We start from the raw sequence: 22,176 nt of genomic DNA on the forward strand, positions 1-22,176 counted from the left end.
CAGGAAGGTGTAAGGAGGAGAGTTGCTGCTATGGGAGCAGCGGTTATTTTGCTGATTAAAGGAAATGTTATGAGTCAGGTAAGCGATACTAGCTGGGAATTTTTGCTCGATGAATACTTCTTTGTGAAAGTGCTTCGTCCGGATACGGAGTGGAGCTATCGCAAAGTCGTTAATGTCTTCCGAAAATATTATGGTGAGGAAAAGAAGCCTGGTGACATCAGCCGCCGCGACGTTCAACAATGGCGTCGTCATGTGATTAATATAGAAAAGTCATCGGCCAACACCTGGAATAACAAAGTCGCTCATATGCGAGCGCTGCTTAATTTCGCCATTAAAGCCAATCTCGTTACTCAGGTTGAAAATCCTTTTAACGATGTCTCAATGCGCGCCGATAACAAGCGAAAAAAGACGTTATCTCGCCAGCAATTAACCCGCGTTTATTTATTAATGCAGCAGTACGCTGACATGGACAAGAATATTACGACCATCGAAATGAAGCGTTGTGCTTTGTATCCGGCATGGTACTGGATAACGGTGTTAGATACGCTTCGCTATACCGGTATGCGGGTGAATCAGTTAATGCATTTACGGCTTAAGGACGTCAATCTGGAGGAGAACTAGATCGAGCTGCGTCTTGATGGTAGTAAAACTCACCGAGAGTGGCGTGTACCTATTGTTGGGCCATTAAAAGTACAGTTAGAAGCATTGTTATCTAAAGCAATCGAAAATGATTCGAATTCGAGTGATGCACTTTTTGATGTTAATCGCTATGTCTGCAGCGCGGAAGAGCGTCAAAAATTATCAGAGATTCCGCCAATACAACCCATAAAATCTTTCTTTAGGCGATTATCAAAAGAATGCGGTTTTGCAGTGTCGCCTCATCGCTTCAGACATACCCTGGCATCTGAGTTAATGAAATCACCAGATAGAAATTTACAGATGGTAAGAGGATTATTGGGGCATCGAAGCTTAACGACAACGATGGAATATATCGATATCAACCTGGATATAACCGGAAGAACGTTAGAAAAAGAGCTGGGTTTACATACTGACCAAAAGAACATCAGGGATTACGTTTCTACTTAGATAGGCGATTGTGCATAGTCCGCCTGGGTATTTGTTCCCGGCGGACTATATTACTGATTAATTAGTCAGAGATTGCATGGCAGCTAAATTATCACGTTCTTTTTTTGCTGATGCTGATTTCAATTTGATGTATTTAATTGATATCACGACTACTGTTGTCAGTAGCGCTCCACAGCCCATTTAAGGAAAGCCACTACCACAGCCAGTATACACGCCTCGATACTCACAGGATTAACACTGAGTAAATCAGGAGTTACAATCCCATTGGCGAGCTAAGTAACGGGAAAGGTGCAAGTAATTACATTCATATATCTGCTATGATTTGAATTTTCAAAAATGGATGCTTTCTTCTAAAGGCGAGCCTAATGCCGATTTAAATCATGCCTCCGACACCTGCGTTTAAGACGCTCTTTATGAGATAGTTCAAGCATAGACATCATACATCGACGTAACCTAACTTGATGAAAGTAAAAAAATGATGGTACGATGATTGATGGACCTTGATGAGTCGCTTGGATATTTGTAATAATATCGGGTTATTAAAGTCATGCTTTATTTTCTATAAAACATAAAAACGGATAGGAATAGCACGGATGCTTTTTGAATATGCTCTCAACAATGATTCAAAAGAAATAGTTCATGTAGATGATGTGCCAAACGGAAAACGTTGCAACTGTATATGTAAGAATTGTGGTGATGCTTTAATTGCAAAGAACAATGGGAAGATAATCCAACACCACTTCTCACATACAACAAAAGAAGAAAGTCGTGATTGTAAAATGACGCAGTTACACATGGCGATGCAAAAACATTTTTCTTCATTATCTGAGATTACACTCCCACCACATGAGGAAACTATTGATGAAAGTAATATTTTCTCCCCCAGTATAACAATTAAAATAAATGAGTCAGCGATCGAATATAGAATTGGACCATATCTGGCTGATGTATATCTTATTACAAATATTGGCAATATAGCTATTGAGGTTTGCGTTACTCATGAATGTAGTGAAGAAAAAGAACAGTATTACCATGCTCAGAAAGTTGATTCTATAGAGTACTATTTCTCTCTCGCTGAGGGGAGAAGCATTGCTGAATGGATATCAATGTTAACAGACAATATCGTTGAGCATAAATGGATCTATTACTCTGCTCTTGAGGCTAAGAAATCTCAACATTTTAAGTTAATTGAACAAGAAGAAGAAAAGAAAAAGATAAAAAGAAAACGAAAAGCCTTAATTTCTATGAGAAATTCAATTTACAATAAAATAATTCACCTGCCAAGCATACACAAAGAGATGGAGTGCGTTTATTGCGGTCAGACTTACAAAGAGTTGCGCCTAATTTATGCCAAGAGGAATTATTCCTGCGACCAAGTTTCACTTCATATTGAATCAAAGGACTACGCAGTTATCGAAGCATATCGTGGGAACCGTGTTGTATCAATTATTTACTCATTTAACGAAGAAATACCTATCCTGGACTTTCAGGATGAAAGAAGTATAGTTTGCCGCCATTACTCCAAAGAATCGGATGTTCCAGTTTGGAGTTGGGTCAAGCATCCTTCAATAGAAGCAAAATTCAATGAAATTAACTTACACTTTATAGCTGAATGCAAGCGTGAGCATTATAAAAGAGAAAAATTATTACATCTGAAAAATGAAGTAATCAAACATGCAGCCGAATATTCTGAAAATTACCAGAATTATTTTGATCGAGACTATAAAAAATGGAAGAAATGGATGATGAAAAATAAACTTTTTGCATCCACTCCAAATAAAAAGAACCCTTCATTTCCCAGCATATTAAGAAGGAAAAGCGAGTATCCCATGCTATGGCCATTTAAAGCTTGGGATATCTTAATTTTGAGTACTTTAGCAGAAATGGTGGATGCTCACCTTGTCAATCAAAAAATATCGTATCGTGACTTATTTTTAGAACTCATGGCAGAGTATGGTCTATCTGATCAATATCGACACTTACTGAAAAATTTTAAAGAGCTTAACACATCGACCACTTTTGACTCACTAATTACTGAAGAGGGGATAATTAGAGAGGCATTATCTCCTTTTTCCACGATGAGTATAATTACTGTCAAGTCGGAATATTTGATAAGAAACAGTTCTCTTATGTCATCATTATCGAATTAGGGAAGAGTTATTTTCTTTTTAAAAAGTTCAGCAAATTGAAATAACTTCGGGCAATCAATTAACGAATAATTGAACTTAACAAAATGTATGACCAATACAGCCAGTTGGCAAGATTATTATGAGGAATGTTACTCATATTTGTTCGTCCGCCCGAATTCTCTGGACCATAAATATTATTAGTCGCACAGTACTTAAGAATAGTCTTAATAGATGCAGGAAATTTCCTATATTTCAACTCAACAAAAATCCACCGGAAATATTGCCATCCAAAAATAAACAGGTAAAGTATAAATAGTAGCCAGAAACAAACTTAATTACGGAACACACTCATGGATGAGAAAGCAGGCATATCGCTTGCCGCTGGCGTATTGACGCTGGCAATCGGCACTCTATTCTCGCAGGCGGCAACCGCTAGCGAACAGGACATTATTCAACAACAGCGCCAGAAAGCGATTGAAGCCCAGCTTCAGCCACCGACGCCTGACGTGCGCCTGTCTGCGCCAGCAAGCAGTTCATCACGCTTGAGCTTCCCGCGCGAAAATCCCTGCTTTGATATTCAGCGCATCACGCTGAACGGCCTGAATGATTTTCCGGGCTGGTTACCGTTGCAGCAGCTGGCCAATCAGGGCCAGGGAAAATGCCTGGGCTTGAAAGGAATTAACCAGCTGATGAGCGTGCTGCAAAACCGCATGATCGACAGCGGTTACGTTACCAGTCGCGTGCTGGCACCGCCGCAGGATCTGACGCAGGGCACGCTAACGCTACAGTTGCTGGCCGGAAAAATCAGCCACGTTACGCGCACCAACTCAAGCGATCGCTATGTCACGCTTGCCACCGCGCTGCCTTCACGAGAAGGCCAGCTTTACGATTTGCGTGACACCGAGCAGGGGCTGGAAAACCTGCAACGCCTGCCTACCGTTCAGGCCGATATGGCGCTGATACCCGGCAGTGCGCCGGGTGAAAGTGTGATGGCCGTACAGTGGAATCAGAGCAAAATGTGGCGCCTGGGCGCATCACTCGATGATTCCGGTTCAACCTCCACCGGACGCTATCAGGGCGGCCTGACGCTGTATGTCGATAATCCCCTTTCGTTGAGCGATATGTTGTACGTCTCGGCGAGCCATGATTTGCAGTTCGGCAATGACAAAGGCACGAACAACTTCACCGGCAGTTATTCGGTACCGTTTGGCTACTGGCTGGCGGGCATCACCACCAGTGATTACCGCTACAACCAGACGGTGGCCGGGGCGTTCACCGACTATGAATACAGCGGCAAGAGTAAAAGCCTCAACGCCAATCTCAGCCGCGTGCTGCACCGCAACGGCAGCCAGAAAACCACGCTCAGCTACGACGTGATGACGCGTGAAACCCGCAACTTCATCAACGATACTGAGATTGAAGTGCAGCGCCGCCAGACGTCGGCGTGGAAACTTGGCCTGCAACATCGCCACTATATCGGCAGCGCCACGCTGGATGCGGGCGTCAGCTATCAGCGCGGCACGCGCTGGTTTGGCGCGCAGCCTGCGCCGGAAGAATACTGGGGTGAAGCCACTGCACTGTCGAAAATCATCCAACTTAACGCTCAGCTGGCCGTGCCCTTCTCGCTGCTCGATCAGCGATTCAGCTTTAACACCCAATATTTACGCCAGATGAGCAACACGCCGCTGACCTCGCAGGACCAGTTTGCCATCGGCAACCGCTGGTCGGTGCGCGGTTTTGACGGCCAACGCACGCTCAACGCCGATGAAGGCTGGTATCTCCGCAACGATATTGGCTGGGCCACGCCGCTGCCGTCACAGGAACTTTATCTGGCGCTGGATTATGGCGAAGTCGGCGGTCGTAACAGCGGCCAGGATTATCTCATCGGCAAACATCTGGCCGGTGGCGCGGTGGGGCTGCGCGGTTATGCGCTACGTACCAGCTATGACCTGTTCGCCGGGATCCCACTTTCCAAACCCGCAGGCTACCAGACCAGCGGCCTGACGCTGGGCTTTAACCTCAACTGGAGCTACTGATGGAAATCAATGGCTACCGGTTAATTGCGCCGTGGGTCACACCCGATGACACCAGCGAAGCCGAAGTGCTGGGCATGGCGGTCTGGCTGTGGATGCACTCAGAACGCCATCGCGATGCGCCACTGCATACTTTACCCACTTTGCTGCTGCCACTGATTAAACAACAGCAGTACGCCATCGCCATTAAAGATGGCAGGCCGCTGTTCTTCCTTGGTTGGGCGTGGATGGATGAAGACGCTGAACGGCGCTATCTCACACAGGCCTCAGTGATGATGCAAGAAGCTGACTGGATCAGCGGTAACCGGCTGTGGCTAACTGACTTCATTGCCCCATTTGGCGAGGTACGCGCGCTGCAGCAGCTCACCCGCGAGGTGATTCTGCCTGAGCAGTGCTTCCGCGCATTAGATCATCAGGGCGCTCATCGCGGCCAGCGGGTGCGTTTTTTCCATGGAAAGAGCATTAAAAATTCCGCCGCCAGGCAATGGCGGCAGGCACATCCACTGAGCGTGGCGTTGCCGGAAATCGGATAAGGACATCAGATGAACAAACTTCTCTATCGCATCATTTTCAACAAAGCGCGCGGCATGCTGATGGTAGTCGCCGATATCGCCCGCAGCGGGCAAGGCAAACAGGCGCGCGCGCGTCGAATGCAACAGGCTGCCAGCCAGATTTGTGCGCTGTCGGCGCTGCGTTTCGCCCTGCTGAGCGCGCTGAGCTGCGTCACCGTGCTGCCCGCTCAGGCGCAGATTGTCGCCAATGGCCAGGCGCCGGGTAACCAGCAACCCACCGTTATCGGCACGGCCAACGGCACGCCGCAGGTCAACATCCAGACGCCAAGCGCGGGCGGCGTCTCACGCAATAACTACAGCCAGTTCGATGTCGATCAGAAAGGCGTGATTCTTAACAACTCACACGGCAACACCAATACTCAGCTTGGCGGCATGGTCACCGGGAACCCGTGGCTGGCGCGCGGCGAAGCCAGCGTGATTCTCAACGAAGTGAACTCGCGCAATCCCAGCCAGCTCAACGGCTACGTAGAAGTCGCAGGCAGAAAAGCGCAGGTGGTGATTGCCAACCCGTCCGGTATCACCTGCGACGGCTGCGGCTTTATCAACGCCAACCGCGCCACGCTGACCACCGGCCAGGCGCAACTGACTAACGGCAATCTGACCGGTTATCAGGTCAGCGGCGGCGACGTTGTCATTAACGGCAAAGGTCTGGATTCACGCGGCCAGGATTACACCGACATCATTGCCCGCACCGTGAAGGTGAACGCGGGCGTCTGGGCCAACGATCTAAAGGTAACGACCGGTCTCAATCAGGTCGATGCGGCGCATGAAACGCTGACAGCGAGCCAGACCGATGCCGCCAGTCGTCCTCAAGTCGCGCTGGATGTGGCGGCGCTGGGCGGCATGTACGCCAGTAAAATCCGTCTGATTGGCACCGAACAGGGCGTCGGCGTGCGCAACGCCGGTTCGCTGGGCGCGACGGCAGGCAACTTTACCCTTTCCAGCGACGGTCGCATTGAAAACAGCGGCAGCATTAACAGCGCACAGGATATTGCGCTGACCAGTAACGCCGATATTCGCAACAGTGGCACGGTTTACGCACAACGTGACAGCCAGATTCAGGCTGCTGGTGAAGTCAGTAATCAGGGCGTGCTGGCGTCCGCAGGCCATACCCGCCTTCAGGCCGGTTCACTTAATAATGCCAGCAGCGGCGTGCTGGCCGCAGGCATGAAGGCTGACGGCGCACTCGGTACCCAAGGCGAATTGAGCCTGACCACGCGCGGGCAGCTCACCAGCAACGGGCGTAACCTCGCGGCGGGTAATCTCAGCGCTCAGGGCAGCGCGGTGGATCTCAGCGGCAGCCAGACTTATGGCGGCAATATTGATTTGAATGCCAGCAGCGGCGACGTCACCACGCGCAACGCCACGGTTGAAGCAAAGAACATCCTGCGCGCCAGCAGTAAAACGCGCATTAATAACGACGGCGGCAAAGTTCAGGCAAGCGCGCTGAATCTTACAGCCCCAGCTCTTTCCAATCGTCAGGGCATACTTAGCCAGTTGGGTGATACCGATCTGCTGCTGTCGCACGCCACAGGCATCGACAACCATAGCGGCACCATTGCCAGCAACGGCTACAACCTGACGCTGAATACCAATGTGCTGGATAACGGCCTCGGCAAAATTCAGCATGCGGGTGACGGACAACTGAACATTCAGGCCACTACACTGAATGGCACTCAGGGCAGCCTGATCAGCAACGGTGGATTAGCACTGCGCGGTGATGCGCTTAATTTTGACGGCGCGACCACCGCTGCTGCGCAAATCCGCATTGATGCCAGCACCCTTTCGCACCGTCAGGGTGAGATGGTACAGAGCGGCAATGGCGCGATGGCGATCAACGTGGCGTCGGCGCTGGATAACAGCGACGGCAAGCTCGCCGGTAACGGTGACGTGAACCTCAATGCCGGTTCTCTAAATAACCAGAAAGGTCAGTTAGTTGCCGCCGGCACTGGTTCGCTCAATGCCCAAATTGCGCAAAAACTGGATAACCGCAGCGGCACGCTGGCGGCCAGCCAGAACCTGACCGTTAACGCCGGAATGCTGGATAACACGGCGGGTGCCATCAGCGCCGTGGCGGGCAACACGCAGTTGACCAGCCAGACGCTAAATAACAGCAGCGGAAAAATCAACGCCGGTAAAACGTTGTCTGTCACCAGCAACGGTCTGAACAACAGCGATGGCCTGCTTACCGCCACCACCACCGCATTGCAGCTCGGGAGCGGCGCAGTCAACAATCAGCGCGGCACCATTGCCGCCACCGAACAGCTCAGCATCACCAGCGGCAGATTCGATAACACCGCCGGGCTGCTGCAAAGCCTCGGCGATGCGCACATCAATACGCAAGGCAATGCTTTCATCAACCACGACAGCAGCACTGACGGCGGCGTTATTGCGCTGGGTTCACTGACGCTCCGTTCCGGCCTGCTGGATAACCGCAACGGCGTGATTAATGCGCAAGATTTAACCCTGTTTAACGGCGATATCAATAATCAACATGGTCTGCTGGCGGCGCAGAATGCGCTGAGCATTACCGCTCAGGATATTGATAACCAGCAGGGCAATCTGGTGACCGGACAGTCGCTGGCACTGCAAAGCGCAGATCTGCTGAACAGCAACGGGCTGGTGATGAGCAGCGGCACAGCCACGCTTGCTACTGCGAATCTCGATAATCGTCAGGGACAAATCGGCGCGGTCGGCGATTTAACGCTCAGCACGCAACAACTGCAAAACGACAACGGCGGTCTGATCCAGAGTGGCGCGGCACTGTCTATTGATACCCACGGCCAGCGGCTGAGCAACACCAACAGCGGCGCAACCGGCGGGATGATAAGCCAGGGCGATATGCATCTGGCGACCGGCGAGATGGATAATCAGCATGGCGCGCTACTGGCCTCCGGTGCCATCAACCTGGCGTCCGGGCAGGTGCTGAACCAGTTCGGGCAAATCACCGGGCTGAACGGCATCACGGCGCAAACCGGCGCGGTGAATAACCAGCAAGGCACCATCCAGTCTGGCGGTGCTCTTGGCTGGAATACACAGGGCAACGCATTCAATAACGCCAGCGGTCTGATTAGCGCTCAAGGCGATTTCGCCCTGCGCAGCGGTGACCTGAACAACCGTGAAGGTCAGGTGATTTCCGGCAGCAATCTGGCGTTGAACACCGCCGCACTCGACAACACCGACGGCACGCTCGCCAGCAAAGGCGATTTTGCGCTGGTTGCCAGCACGCTGACCAACCTGCGCGGTGCACTGCAAGCCGCAGGCAACATGGCGGTGACTCTGGCGAACAGCTTCACCAATCAGGGTAACGTGCAGGCCAACGGCAATCTGACGCTCACCAGCCACGGTGATATCCGCAATGAAAAGCTGATTCAAGCCGGTGAAACGCTGCACGTCAGCGCCACCAATCTGACTAATCTGCAGGATGCGGAACTCAGCGGTTACAGCACAATTCTCGATGCCAGCAACACGCTGACTAACTACGGCCTGGTTGATGGCTATGCCACGCGCCTTAACGGCCAGACCGTCAGTAATATTGGCACCGGGCGCATTTACGGCGATTTCCTCAGCATCCAGGCGGGCACGCTCAACAACCTCGCTGAGAACGGTACCGCAGCCACCATCGCGGCCCGTCAGCGTTTAGATCTCGGAGTCGGCACGCTAAACAATCGCGATCACGGGCTGATCTACAGTGAAGGTGCAATGAGCTTGGGCGGCGCAATTGATGCCAATGGTCACGCCACCGGACAGGCCGGAACCGTTAACAACCACAGCGCCACCATCGAATCTGCGGGCGATATGCTGCTCAACGTCGGTAGTCTGAACAACATCAACGACAATTTTGAAACCGAGATCGTTGAAGTGTCGCGTGAAGATATTGAGGAGTATCAGGTCTCAGGCAATGCCAATCGCTATGGTCGCGATGAGGTGAGTTTTGCGCATGATGAGGTCGATTTTGTGCTCACGCCCGATTATCCGTGGCGACAAAACGATAAAAATGACAACTGGTATCGTTACGAATATGAACGCACCGTAGAAGAAACGCGCATCAAAACCAGCGATCCGGCACGCATCATTGCAGGCGGAAATCTGACGATTAACGCGGGCAACGTGCTGAACGATAAGAGCCAGATCGTTGCCGGTAATAATCTAGTGATTAACGCGGCCACGCTCGACAACGTGGAGGTGGCCGGTGAGCGCCACATCAGCGACGTCGGCAAAGCTTTCCACTACTGGCGCATCCACAAAAAAGGCGGTGACAGTCAGGGCAAGAGCACGGCGGATTACATCCCGCCCACCGTTATCCAGAGCATTACCTTAAAACCCAGTACCTTAGAGGAACATCAAAAAGTCGACGGCAGCGGTCTGGTGATTGATAACAGGACAGGCGGTAGCGTGGGCGACATTTCGCTGGGCGATCTCAGCGCAGGCGCGGCGTTTAATCCCGGCAATGCGGTATTGCTGCCGCCGGGCAAAACCTTTGAAGTGCCGGTTAATACCTCTGCGCAAGGCGACGCGGCGGGCAGCGTGATCCGCACGCAGGGTCCAAACACTCGCCTGCCGGATAACAGCCTGTACAAAACCAATCCGGCTGGCAGTGATTACCTGGTCGAAACAGACCCGCGCTTTACCAACGCGCAGCAATGGCTTGGCTCGGATTACATGATGCAGGCATTTGTCACCAATCCTGACAACGTGCACAAGCGGCTGGGCGACGCCTACTACGAGCAGAATCTTATCCGTCAGCAGGTGATTGCCTTAACTGGCCAGCGCTATCTGGACGGTTATGACAGCGATCAGACGCAGTACAAAGTGCTGATGGATGCGGGCATCGCCTTCGGTAAACAGCTGAATCTGGTACCGGGCATGGCACTGACCGCCGAGCAGATGAGCCTGATGACCGGCGACATGGTGTGGCTGGTGACGCAGACCGTTACCCTGCCCGACGGCAGCCAACAAAAAGTATTGGTGCCACAATTGTTTGCCAAAGTGCAGCCGGGCGACCTCGACGGCAGCGGCGCGCTGCTGGCCGGGAAAAACGTCAGCCTGAACCTGAGCGGCGATCTGAACAACAGCGGTCGCATGAACGCGCGCGCCAATACCCAGGTGGTGGCCGAGAATATCAACAACCTCGGCGGCCTGATTCAGGGCGACAGCACTGCCCTGCAGGCGCGCACCGACATCAATAACCTCGGCGGCGTACTCAAAGGCAGCTCTGCGCTGGCGGCGCTGGCCGGACGTGACATTAATGTCACCACCGCCACCCGCACCGCTGAAAGCGCCGACGGCAGCTTTGCCCGCACCAGCCTCGATCGTATAGCAGGTATTTACGTGGACAAAGGCGACGGCACGCTGGCATTGCAGGCCGGACGCGACATCAATCTGACTGCCGCGCAGGTGGTGAACAGCAGCGAAAATGGTAATACGGCGATTGTCGCCGGACGCGACCTGAACCTGAACGCTGTCACCACCGGCAGCCGTGACAATCTCAATTTCGACAGCGACAACTGGCTGCATCAGTCGTCATCCACGCAGCTGGGCACCGAGATTGCCGGTAAAGGCAACGTCGGCCTGGCCGCAGGCAATAATCTGCTGGCAACGGCGGCCAGCATCAATGCCGGTGGCAAGCTGGCATTGAGCGCGGGTAACGATCTCAGCATCGTCAGCGGCGAATCCCGCACGCAGATGGACGAGCACACCAAAGCCAGTGGCACCAGTGGCATCGCCTCAAAAACCACCCGCGAGACGCACACCACCATTGATGCGCGCACGTCGGTTGGCAGCTCGCTGTCTGGCGACAGCGTGCAGATGCTGGCCGGTCACGACCTGCTGGTGAAAGGCAGCGACGTGGTGGGCACGCAGGATGTGCGGCTGGCGGCAGGCAATAACCTCACCATCACCACCGCCGCTGAACAGCGCGACGAATCGCGCATGATTCAGGAAACGAAATCGGGCCTGTCCGGCACCGGCGGCATCGGCGTCAGCTACGGCAGCAATTCACAAAAATCTACTACCACCATGCACACCGACAGCGTGCGCGGCAGCACGGTGGGCAGCGTGCAGGGCAACCTGACGATGCAGGCGGGCAACGACCTCCTCGTTCACGGCTCCGACGCGATAGCCGGTAAAGACCTGACGCTGGTCGGAAAAAACGTCACCGTCAGCGCCGCCGAACAGGGGCTGAGCCAGCGCGATACCTATGAAACCGAACAGAGTGGCCTGACGCTGGCACTCTCGGGCGTGGCGGGCAGCGCGCTGAATACGGCGGTCACCACCGCCAAAGATTCGCGCGAGGAAAGCAGCGGACGGCTGCAGGCGCTGAAAGGTGTGCAGGCAGCCTTGTCCGGCGTACAGGCCGCGCAGGCCATGCAGCCAGGCGCGGCAAGTCAGGACAACGCCATTGGCATCAGCCTCTCCTACGGCAGCCAGCAGTCGAAGTCTGAAACCAACCTGACGCAGAAAACCCATCAGGGCAGCGCCCTCACCGCCGGCAACAACCTGAACGTCATCGCTAATGCAGGCGACATCAACGTGCAGGGCAGCCAACTGCAGGCAGGCAACGACCTGCTGCTCAATGCCAGCCGCGACATCAACCTGACCTCAAGCCAGGACACCGAGCGCTCGCGCGGCACCAACTCGTCCAGCGGCGGCTCAGTGGGCGTGGGCATCGGCGCGGGTTCGGGCGGCTGGGGCATCAACGTGTCTGCCAGCATTAACAAAGGCAGCGGACACGAGAACAGCGACAGCCTGGCCCACAATGAAACGCAGGTGACCGCCGGGAACCGCGTGACGCTGGTCAGCGGACGTGACACCACCCTCACCGGCGCGCAGGTCAGCGGTGAATCCATTAAAGCGGATGTTGGTCGCAACCTGACGCTAACCAGTGAACAGGACAGCGCGACCTACGATGCGCAGCAGAAAAATACCAGCGCGGGAGCCAGCTTCAACTTTGGCTCGATGTCTGGCTCGGCCAGCATCAACATGAGCAAGGACAAGATGCACAGCGACTATCAGTCTGTGCAGGAACAGACCGGCCTGCTGGCGGGCAAAGGTGGCTTTGACGTCACGGTGGGCGGCCACACCCAGCTCAACGGCGCGGTGATTGGTTCAACCGCAGATGCCGCGCTGAACCGGCTCGACACAGGTACGCTGGGATTCAGTGACATCCACAACAGCGCGGCATTTAAAACCGAGCACCAGAGCGTGGGCATCAGCACCGGCGGCAGCATCGGCAGCCAGTTTGCCGGGAACATGGCCAACGGCCTGCTGACCGGCGCCAACAACTCGGGCAGCGCGGACAGCACCACCAAAGCGGCGGTATCTGACGGCACGATTGTTATCCGCGACCAGAACGCACAGAAACAGGACGTCGCCGACCTCAGCCGCGACGTGGAGAACGCCAATCCGGGCCTGGGACAAATCTTTGATAAGGAGAAAGAGCAGAACCGGCTGAAGAAAGCGCAGCTGATTGGTGAGATTGGCAATCAGGTGGGCGATATTGCCCGCACGCAGGGTGACATTGAGGCAACGAAAGCCGGCAAGGCTGAACTGGCAAAACAGGGCATTAACGAACCGGGTCCAGGTGCATCCGAAAAAGACATCGCCGCTTACAACAACGCTCTGACGGAAACCTCCGGCTATAAACAGGCGCAGCAGCAGTGGGGAACCGGCAGCGCCATTCAGCAGGGAATTCAGGCCGCTACGGCGGCGGTTCAGGGGCTAGCGGGAAGTAATCTCGGTCAGGCTCTCAGCGGTGCTGCCGCGCCCTATCTGGCAGAGCAGATTCATAAGTTAACCGAAGGCAATCCGCAGGCGCAGGCGATGGCGCACGCGGTGGTCGGCGCGGTTGTTTCCTATGCCTCCGGCAACAGCGCGCTGGCAGGTGCAGCCGGTGCGGTCAGCGGCGAAGTAATGGCGCAGTTGGTGATGAATCAGCTGTATCCGGGCAAAAAAGTCAGCGAACTGAGTAAGACAGAAAAACAGACCATCAGTGCGCTGAGCACGCTGGCTGCGGGACTGGCCGGCGGCATTGCCGGTGACGGCTCGGCAGATGCCGTTGCGGGTGCGCAGGCAGGTAAAAACTCGGCGGAGAATAATGCTCTGAGTTTTGGAACGGGGATGACGAGCACAGGTGCAGCAAATCTGTCGTGGAATCAGTATGCCGTGGACAAAAATCTGACCCCAGAAGAAAAAAAGGCAGGGCTGGATAAAATCGTTACAGGTGATTTGCCTGAAGGTGCGAATATCCCTAAAGCTATTGTCGAAGGTTATCAGGATGGGGTCTTCATGGCAGGGGCATTATATCTTGGGCCAACAGTAACGATTGGAAAAGGCATTGCTGGTGCGATTATTGGTGGTGGAGCTAACTCTGCGTTCCAGTATATGAATATGGATTCAAACAGTGAATTTAGTTATTACGGTGCAGCGGTTGCTGCAGGTGCTGGCTACCTGGCTCCTGGATATAAGATAGGCGGTAATACCCTAATCAATATGGGAGGTGCATTCATGACCGACGGCTTTAGTTCATCAGCTCAAGGCGGAGCACTCATTGGCACTGCCGCAGGCGGCGCTTTCGGTGAGTTTGCTCCCGTTGTACTGAAACCCGTATTAGGTTCAGCTGCAGGTTATATTGGTGACATTGGAGGAGCATTTTCATTTGAATATTCCAATCAAGTAACAAAAGAAATAATTAATGGAAAGGAACAGTAATGAAGAAAATGACACCATCACTATTTATTCTCAGTGTACTTTACTGCACTGGATGTTTTTTCATATTGGGAATTATCATCCGAACTTTTATTGAGATTAAAAACTTAGGCGCTGTTGATTTCAATATTGATAAAATCATTCACTTATTAAAAATGAGTGGTATTGCAGGATTTTGTGCCAGCCTTGGAGCATGGATTTTTGCAAAAATTGATGACCGTAAAAAAACAGAACCACCATCATCAAATTCTAAAACATAAGCTGAATATCACCACGTTTAGAGATCCTTCATCGGTCAGTGGCGAAGTAATGGCACAGCTGGTCGTGAATCAGCTGTATACGGGCAAAAAAGTCAGTGGGCTGAGCGAGACTGAATAATAGACCAACAGTGCGCTGAGCACGCTGGCTGCGGGTCTGGCGGGCGGTATTGCCGGTGACGGGTTGGCGAGTGCGCAGGCAGGTAAAAACTCGGCGGAGAATAATGCGCTGAGTTTTGGAACAGGCATGACGAGTACAGGTGCAGCTAATCAATCATGGTATGAGTATGCCGTGGACAAAAGTCTGCCCCCAGAGCAGACAAAGGCGGGGATGGATAAAATCGTTACAGGTGATTTGCCCGAAGGGGCGAATATCCCTAAAGCTATTGTCGAAGGTTATCAGGATGGGGTCTTCATGGCAGGGGCATTATATCTTGGGTCAATAGTAACGATTGGAAAAGGCATTGCTGGTGCGATTATTGGTGGTGGAGCTAACTCTGCGTTCCAGTATATGAATATGGATTCAAACAGTGAATTTAGTTATTACGGTGTAGCGGTTGCTGCAGGTGCTGGCTACCTGGCTCCTGGCTCCTAGCTCCTAGCTCCTGGATATAAAATTGGTGGCAATACCCTAATCAACATGGGAGGCGCATTTATAACCGATGGTCCAAATTTGAGTGTCCAAAGTGGAGCCATCGCAGGCTCAATTGCCGGCAGTTCTTTTGGAAAATATGTACCAGAATTGTTGACGCCATATGTTGGCTCTTTTTCTGGCGTTATTGGAGATATTGGCTCAGCTTCCGTGTTTGAAACATCTAATGATGTAACCAAAGAGCTGATTAATAACAAGGAAAAGTAAAAGTGAGGAAAAAAATAACGCCGCGCACATTTATTTTAATTTTTCATGTATATGAGCATGGCTTTTTTTACATTGGGACTGGTCACGCGTATTGTGGTGGCGTTTATGTCCATTGGTGAATTTTATTTATCTCTTGTAGGTATTATTAAAGTCGCAAAGATGAGTTTAATTGCCGGTGGTTTTATTGCAGTAGGGTGTTTGGTTTTTAAAAAAATAGATGAACATAATGAAAAAAATAATAAATAGCCATCCATAATCTGTAAGTTCCACCTATTGAGTCTACTACGGGCTACCAGTTCTATGACATGAGTAAAGAAGGTAACGATAATAAGTCGTTCGATTACTGGAGTGCTGCGGCGGCAGGGGCGACTGGAGGTCTTGCTCCGGGACGTGGTCTTTGGACAAACGTTGGGATTGCGCTGGGAGGAACAGCGTTTACTGATGGGCCAGATCCTGTGGCGTTGAGCGGTGCTGCAATTGGTTCTGGTCTTGGGGGAGCCTTCGGGAAATACGCTCCAAATATCGTAGAGAAAGTAATCGGAAATAACAACGTTCCAGGACTCACCTATGACATCGGGAGTGGTGCCGTGTTTGAATTTACGAATGGCTTTGTGAAAGATATCAATAAACCCACGCCACAATCTCAAGCTAAAGAAGAGGCTGATAAATGATTCATTCTTTCGGAAAATACGTGGTGTTATTTATGTACAGCTGTGCATTTTTTATAATAGCGTTGCTGGTTATAGGGCTGGCTATCTCTTCAATATATTATTTAAAAGATGGAATATTTAACTTCCCTAAAAACCAAATTGAAAGAGCCATTGTATTTGGCTCTATCGCGGGAACCGCAGTATGGTTAAGTATTTTGATTTTTAATCTCTTGGGAAAAGCAAAAAATAAAAATAATGAACAGTAAAGGTTCTCAATTACCGAGTCGGGATAGGTAGCTCTTTCCGGCATGAAACTCACGCGGGTAACCGAGCCGTAAGCGGTCAGCAATGATAAACATCGGCTGTAGCATCGACAGCATTACACCGGAAAGGAACATATACTAAGAAAACCGGCGATATCAATTGGAACATGGAAATGAGTAGCAAAGAGATTGTATTAGATGGGGAGCTAATATCTTCAATTGAAGTTTTTCATGAAATAATTTCTGAAAAGCTGAAATTTGGCCCCTATTATGGACAGAATATGAATGCCTTATGGGACCGATTAAGTAGTGATGTTGAACGTCCCGTAAAGGTGATTTGGATGAACTCTAATATTTCCAAAAGTCATCTTGGTGAATGTTTTGACAAGATCATAAACATTTTCGAAGAAACAAAATTGCAAGACATCCGTTTCAACTGGGATGATAAGTTTACTTTTGAGTTAAGGTAAGCTAAAAAAGTCTCGACCGCAGTGTCGAGACTTTTAGTATTTCAATGTTTATCTATTAGGCAGGATCTTTAAAAAAATCTGAGTAACTGCCACTACATAAAAAATGTCCACTCAGAAAATTATCTAATTCGATAATAAAACGAGTTATCGCATGTAGCCAGTTCCGGATCGGCAGATCCCATTATTTATATCAGCCTCAATCGCCAGATTAATGATTTTTCGCACCGTGAAGTCTAATGGGAATTCGGCTGCGCGAATGGTTGCATTTGCATCTAACGGTAATTACGGTGGTACGACGCTAAATGACTTAACCGGATAAAACTAAGCAAAGTAGCCTGACGCTGGCGCTCTCCGGCGTGGCGGGCAGCGCGCTGAATACCGCGGTCACTACCGCCAGAGACTCGCGCGAGGAAAGCAGCGGACGCCTGCAGGCGCTGAAAGGTGTTCAGGCAGCCTTATCCGGCGTACAGGCGGCGCGCGGCAAGTCAGGACAACGCGATTGGCGTCAGCCTTTCCTACGGCAGCCAGCAGTCAAAGTCTGAAACCAACCTGACGCAGAAAACCCATCAGGGCAGCACGCTTACCGCCGGCAATAACCTGAATGTTATCGCTAATGCAGGCGACATCAACGTGCAGGGCAGCCAGCTTCAGGCAGGCAACGACGTGCTGCTGAACGCCAGCCGCGACCTCAACCTCACCTCCAGCCAGGACACCGAACGCTCGCGCAGCACCAACTCGTCCAGCGGCGGCTCGGTGGGAGTCGGCATCGGCGCGAGTTCTGGCGGCTGGGGTATCAACGTGTCTGCCAGCATCAACAAAGGCAGCGGACACGAGAACAGCGACAGCCTGGCCCACAATGAAACGCAGGTGACCGCCGGGAACCGCGTGACGCTGGTCAGCGGACGTGACACCACCCTCACCGGCGCGCAGGTCAGCGGTGAATCCATTAAAGCGGATGTTGGTCGCAACCTGACGCTAACCAGTGAACAGGACAGCGCGACCTACGATGCGCAGCAGAAAAATACCAGCGCGGGAGCCAGCTTCAACTTTGGCTCGATGTCCGGCTCGGCCAGCATCAACATGAGCAAGGACAAGATGCACAGCGACTATCAGTCAGTGCAGGAGCAGACCGGCCTGCTGGCGGGCAAAGGAGGCTTCGACGTCACGGTGGGCGGCCACACCCAGCTCAACGGCGCGGTGATTGGTTCAACCGCAGACGCCGCACTGAACCGGCTCGACACCGGCACGCTGGGCTTCAGCGACATCCACAACAGCGCGGCGTTTAAAACCGAGCACCAGAGCGTGGGCATCAGCACCGGCGGCAGTATCGGCAGCCAGTTTGCCGGGAACATGGCCAACGGCCTGCTGACCGGCGCGAACAACTCGGGCAGCACCGACAGCACTACCAAAGCGGCGGTATCGGACGGCACGATTGTTATTCGCGACCAGAACGCGCAGAAACAGGACATCGCCGATCTCAGCCGCGACGTGGAGAATGCCAATCCAGGCCTGGGACAAATCTTTGATAAGGAGAAAGAGCAGAACCGGCTGAAGGAAGCGCAACTGATTGGTGAGATTGGTACTCAGGTAGGTGATGTTGTGCGCACGCAGGGAAAAATCGCGGCGGCAAAAGATGCTGGAGAGAAAATGAAGGACGTAACGCCGGACCAACTGCAGGCGGCAAAGGATGACTGGAGCAAAGCCAATCCGGGCAAAACACCAACGGCTGACGACATCAGCGGCCAGGCTTATGAAAACTTCTATAACGAAGCCTTTACCAAAAGTGAGTTAGGTACCGGCGGTAAGGTTCAGCAAGCCATCCAGGCAGCAACAGCGGCGGTTCAGGGGCTGGCGGGCGGAGACATCAGTAAAGCACTAGCCGGAGCTTCCGCACCGTACATTGCCAATGTTATCGGCCATAGTGGACTTGATGGTCCGGAGAAAGTACTGGCGCATGCGGCTGTAAATGCGGCCCTGGCAGCCGCTCAGGGAAATAATGCGCTGGTTGGTGCGAGCGGTGCAGTTACGGCGGAAATGGTCGGTATGATCGCGCTGGAGGCTTACGGCAAACCGGTTGGTCAACTTAGCGAAACACAGAAACAGACCGTGAGCGCACTGGCTACTCTGGCGGCAGGTCTGGCAAGCGGCCTAACTGGAGGTAGTACGGCAGATGCGGTTGCGGGAGCGCAGGCCGGTAAGACGACGGTTGAAAATAATCTCTTTGGAGGTAATGAATAATCGCAACTTAAGTTCTTGCAGGCGCATGCGAAGGACGTAATGTCATGTGCTGATGATCCTTCTTCAGAGTCCTGCCGCCGTGGTGAGGCTGTTAATAAAGCTATGGCTGGAGCGATAGCAACAGGTGGATTGCTATATTTACCTGGTGGAATGCAGATGACAGCGGGTATAGGCGCAACCGCAAATGCGGGAATTCAATATGTGGCTAATGGAACAGTTAACCCAACTGATGTGCTTATCGCAAGCTATGTAGGCGCATTTACAGGAACTACAGGGCTATTTGGCACAGTGGGTTGGAATGCAGCAGGTGGTGCAACATCGAATTATCTGAAGGGAGACGATCCCCTAACTGGCGCTGGTTGGAGCTCAGTTGGTTCCGCCCTTGGCTACGGTATTGGTAAATATGTCATTGAGGCTCCATTAAATACAATTATCAATACAAACGTGAAAAGCTTTGACTGGGTTGAAATGGGGATGGGGATCAGTAAACCTGTGCCTTTAAGCCCAATTCCTGGAATATCAGGTAATAGTGGAGCTGCATTGGGAACTGAGGCAGGAAGCCAGCTAGGGCCGCAGGTTTTAGAATATTTGGAGAAGAATAAGAATGAGTGATTTTAAGATGTTAATCATAATTGTTGGTCTCCATACGTTGGCGATTACTTTACGCGCCCTTATAATAAAGATGATTTTCATAGCGTGCGTGTATTTTTACACTCGAACACTGAATATTGAATTAAATGACATTCTATTATTCATGCGGGCAGGTGCAGTAGGTGGGTTTATATCTGGAGTTGGTGTCTGGCTAATTTATAGATTCAACTCTCGTTATAACAAATAAACTCCCATGCCCCGATTCTGAAATCGGGGCCTATCCTCTTTTAGTGGTCCATCCAGTTCTGGGCGTTAAATCTGAACATCATGATATCAATATCAAGGTGAAAGTGAGTTTCTGTAACGATAAATCTAAAAAAGAATTAGCTCTTATCTTTTGCATCTTTTTTGGCTGTTTACTGTCAGTGACAATCGCAGGATTATTAGTTAAATTATGCTTGCCAATCATTTTATGGCTTTTAACTGATGAATTTGAATTGACATGGAATGAAGTTTCTCGCGGGGTTAAAATCGGTGATTTTAGAGGGGCAGCATTAGGGATTGTAATAGTTCTATTACGAGCATTCAAAGTTAAAGGGTTTTAATTTCAGGAAGGAGGGTTTGCAAATAGCAATGTTCTTCCCTTTCCTTAAGATTACTATTTGGCCAACAATCTACTAACCGGTGCGAGCAACTCCGATATCAGTTCTATGACATGAGCAAAGAAGGAAATAAAATTAGGCATTTATTACTAAAGTACTGCGGTAATAACCAGCAGTCTTGATCCAGCGCGTGGTCTTTGAACAAACTTAATATGTATTAGCTTAGGCTTGAGCTGACAGGGTAACGCTACAAAACACAATGAAATCGGAAATCGGTCTCCACGCAAAGCCTACATCGGAAAAAACTTTTATGAAACAAAACAGTCGAGATATTGCAATACACATTGAACAAAGGCACCGGGTCTGCTTTTCACACGATCATGCAGGAAATCAGTATTCCTCTTCGATTCTTATGCGAGCATGAAGCTTTAAGTCACAGAGTTACAATGGACGTATGATGTTAATATACATCTCAATCCTGCTCTTTAATCAGTATAAGTAGGAGTGTTATTTTTAGTGTGACATTGAACATAATGCCTAAAGAAAAAAGATGATAAATGGCTAGCATGGCACCACTACTGTGGTGTATGAATAAAATTTACTACATATTTTAATTTTCAGGGCAAGTACACTTATCTATTCATTATGATTCTTTTACTCAATGTTACCAATTGACTTTAATTAGCTCTCTTTGCAAACCAGGCATAAAGGCGGCTGACAGAAACTTTCAGATCATCAGCAATATCTTTAACTCTCTCATTTGTAATTCCTCTCTCCTGCATTCTCCGTAAAGCCTCTTGTTTCAATTCTTGAGAAGCAGGCTTAATGGCCGGAGATTTCAACCAAATTTGATACCGACGCGCAGTTACAGATGCACTATTCTTCGCAAGTTCTGTTGTTCCACCTCTTTTAGTAGATTTAGCATACGCCACTTTCATCATTTCAATCTGCGCAGTTGGATCAAGTTCTCTCTTTCTGATTCGCTCTTTAATATTTCTGCGGCAGACATTTCGGTGCGAAATGCTAGATAATGGAATGTGTCGCGCTATTTTCCACTTTTCCTTGTAATCCACAACAGACATTTGATGTGTTTTGGTTACATGCGGAGCGAGAAAATCAAAATACTTTCCACATTCATAGCATTTAATTTTCGTTGCACATTGATTCACTTGTTCCATGCCATTCCTTGCACACGCAGTCTCTCTAGATTAGCTGGATTAATAGTCTAGCTTATTTGATAGAGAAGGGCTGTAAGAAAAGGATTGGATGTTGATAGACGGTTGACAACTTGGGCTTAGGTTGCAATGATTTGTGACAACGAGAAAAGGGCACTAGCGCTAACTAGTACCCTTTCTTGAAGATTTTTATGTTCAATCTTGGATGGTGCATCTACACATGCAGCCAACGTTGCTTGAACACCACCTTCGTTTAGACACCCGTTAGAGATCTCACTTCTAACCAGTGTGCTTCGATGTATGGTGCCCGGACGCGGAATCGAACCACGGACACGGGGATTTTCAATCCCCTGCTCTACCGACTGAGCTATCCGGGCAACGGGGCGCATTAAACCCTACTCGCGCGGCACCGTCAAACGCTTTTCGGCAAAAATCAGCTGACTGATGCCTTTTACAGCAACCTCCAGACCAACCGGTAAAATTCATTCGCCTATCGCTGGTATAGGTGAATTTTTAGTCGCTTGTGCCGATAACCTTGCTGACAA

Annotated in this window: 14 protein-coding genes, 1 tRNA gene and 3 pseudogenes; 16 read left to right on the top strand and 2 right to left on the bottom strand. The window is 50.8% G+C overall.

The features are described from left to right. Nucleotides 1–69: 69 nt before the first annotated feature. From FCN45_RS16000 to FCN45_RS16070, 16 genes and pseudogenes are all read left to right on the top strand, one after another. A pseudogene (locus FCN45_RS16000) lies at nt 70–1,086 on the top strand (tyrosine-type recombinase/integrase). A gap of 593 nt (nt 1,087–1,679) precedes the next feature. Beyond that, nucleotides 1,680–3,236, top strand: a complete 1,557-nt coding sequence (locus tag FCN45_RS16005) for a hypothetical protein (protein ID WP_137386468.1) — start codon at nt 1,680–1,682, stop codon at nt 3,234–3,236. Between the two features lie 329 nt (nt 3,237–3,565). After that, nucleotides 3,566–5,251 carry a ShlB/FhaC/HecB family hemolysin secretion/activation protein gene (locus FCN45_RS16010; RefSeq protein WP_137386469.1) on the top strand — a complete coding sequence of 562 codons (1,686 nt, stop codon included), beginning with the start codon at nt 3,566–3,568 and terminating at the stop codon, nt 5,249–5,251. Then, complete coding sequence (locus tag FCN45_RS16015) at nt 5,251–5,781, top strand: toxin-activating lysine-acyltransferase (RefSeq protein WP_137386470.1); 531 nt, start codon at nt 5,251–5,253, stop codon at nt 5,779–5,781. Before FCN45_RS16010 ends, FCN45_RS16015 begins: the two co-directional genes overlap by 1 nt. Before the next feature lie 9 nt (nt 5,782–5,790). Further along, entirely contained in the window at nt 5,791–14,529 is an 8,739-nt protein-coding gene (locus FCN45_RS16020; RefSeq protein ID WP_137386471.1) for a hemagglutinin repeat-containing protein, read from the top strand. Further along, nucleotides 14,529–14,786, top strand: a complete 258-nt coding sequence (locus FCN45_RS16025; protein WP_137386472.1) for a hypothetical protein — start codon at nt 14,529–14,531, stop codon at nt 14,784–14,786. Before FCN45_RS16020 ends, FCN45_RS16025 begins: the two co-directional genes overlap by 1 nt. A gap of 166 nt (nt 14,787–14,952) precedes the next feature. Beyond that, nucleotides 14,953–15,378, top strand: coding sequence for a hypothetical protein (locus tag FCN45_RS23735; RefSeq protein ID WP_246862564.1), 426 nt, complete (start codon nt 14,953–14,955; stop codon nt 15,376–15,378). 45 nt (nt 15,379–15,423) lie between these two features. After that, nucleotides 15,424–15,642: a hypothetical protein gene (locus tag FCN45_RS23740; RefSeq protein WP_246862534.1), complete on the top strand. Its 219-nt coding sequence runs from the start codon at nt 15,424–15,426 to the stop codon at nt 15,640–15,642. Between the two features lie 105 nt (nt 15,643–15,747). Next, entirely contained in the window at nt 15,748–15,888 is a 141-nt protein-coding gene (locus tag FCN45_RS23745) for a hypothetical protein (RefSeq protein ID WP_246862535.1), read from the top strand. A 59-nt stretch (nt 15,889–15,947) separates the two neighbouring features. Continuing rightward, nucleotides 15,948–16,313 (top strand): hypothetical protein, encoded by a 366-nt coding sequence (locus tag FCN45_RS16040; protein WP_137386473.1) that lies wholly within the window; start codon nt 15,948–15,950, stop codon nt 16,311–16,313. Further along, nucleotides 16,310–16,558, top strand: a complete 249-nt coding sequence (locus FCN45_RS16045) for a hypothetical protein (protein WP_137386474.1) — start codon at nt 16,310–16,312, stop codon at nt 16,556–16,558. Before FCN45_RS16040 ends, FCN45_RS16045 begins: the two co-directional genes overlap by 4 nt. 170 nt (nt 16,559–16,728) lie before the next feature. Beyond that, nucleotides 16,729–17,025: a barstar family protein gene (locus FCN45_RS16050; protein WP_137386475.1), complete on the top strand. Its 297-nt coding sequence runs from the start codon at nt 16,729–16,731 to the stop codon at nt 17,023–17,025. Nucleotides 17,026–17,348: 323 nt separating this feature from the next. Further along, a pseudogene (locus FCN45_RS23690) lies at nt 17,349–19,251 on the top strand (hemagglutinin repeat-containing protein); the annotation flags it as partial. 51 nt (nt 19,252–19,302) lie between these two features. Further along, complete coding sequence (locus FCN45_RS16060; protein ID WP_210421266.1) at nt 19,303–19,875, top strand: hypothetical protein; 573 nt, start codon at nt 19,303–19,305, stop codon at nt 19,873–19,875. A gap of 323 nt (nt 19,876–20,198) precedes the next feature. Then, nucleotides 20,199–20,459: a hypothetical protein gene (locus FCN45_RS16065; protein ID WP_137386476.1), complete on the top strand. Its 261-nt coding sequence runs from the start codon at nt 20,199–20,201 to the stop codon at nt 20,457–20,459. 326 nt (nt 20,460–20,785) lie between these two features. Further along, a pseudogene (locus FCN45_RS16070) lies at nt 20,786–20,860 on the top strand (NIPSNAP family protein); the annotation flags it as partial. A 273-nt stretch (nt 20,861–21,133) separates the two neighbouring features. On the opposite strand, the gene FCN45_RS16075 reads toward FCN45_RS16070, so the two are convergent. Continuing rightward, the gene (locus FCN45_RS16075; protein WP_137386477.1) at nt 21,134–21,634 is read right to left on the bottom strand and encodes a MucR family transcriptional regulator; all 501 of its coding nucleotides are present in this window, start codon (nt 21,632–21,634) and stop codon (nt 21,134–21,136) included. A gap of 298 nt (nt 21,635–21,932) precedes the next feature. Further along, nucleotides 21,933–22,008, bottom strand: a tRNA-Phe gene (locus FCN45_RS16080). Nucleotides 22,009–22,176: the final 168 nt, after the last annotated feature.

The organism is Pantoea sp. SO10, from assembly GCF_005281435.1.
GTDB classification, from domain to species: Bacteria; Pseudomonadota; Gammaproteobacteria; order Enterobacterales; family Enterobacteriaceae; genus Pantoea; species Pantoea leporis.